Consider the following 741-nt stretch of genomic DNA (forward strand, 5'->3'; position numbering starts at 1 on the left):
TATCACCATCAACATCCGACGCTCCCGTTAACAGATCCCCATCTGTAAGCGTGATCGTCCCGTCTTCGTTCATCTGGAAATTCTGATCCTGCGCGACCGGCAGATCATTCACTGGGTTCACTGTCAAATCGATATTGGCTGCAACTGTCGCTTCACCATCGAATACATCGAAACTAATATCGAGATCACCATTGAAGTTTGCAGCCGGTGTCAGCGTGAACGTCCCATCACCATTATCTGTAATCGTCAGTTCCGGATTGGCTGTCTGTAGATTCAACGCCGTGAGCGTATCACCATCCACATCACTCGCTTGCGCCAAGAGCTGCTCTTGGCTCAGTGTGATACTTCCATCCTCATCCATTGCATACGCCAAGTTACCTGAAACAGGGAAGTCGTTCACAGGAACAACTACGATATTCGCTTGGGCCGTATCACTCGCACCCTCAGCATCTAACACAACCACATCGAGGACAATGTCACCATTGAAATTCTCATTCGGAATAAAACTAAAGGAGCCATCATCATTCTCACTCAGCGTTCCATCTGATCCTGAGTAGCTCACACCTTGCAGACTCACATCACCTTCAACGTCACTTGAATTCGCCAAAAGCTGTGCAGGTGTCAATGTAATTGTACCGTCCTCATTCATGCTGAAAGACGTATCCCCTGCAACTGGCGGGTCATTCACCGGAACAACTACAATATTCGCTTGGGCCGTATCTGTACCACCCTGACCATCAG

At 48.6% G+C, this 741-nt stretch carries 1 protein-coding gene; it reads right to left on the minus strand.

From position 1 onward, the window contains the following. The coding region (locus A3762_RS07570; RefSeq protein ID WP_156493328.1) for a cadherin-like domain-containing protein at positions 1-741 on the minus strand (741 nt) is incomplete at both ends.

This window comes from Oleiphilus sp. HI0125 (genome assembly GCF_001635355.1).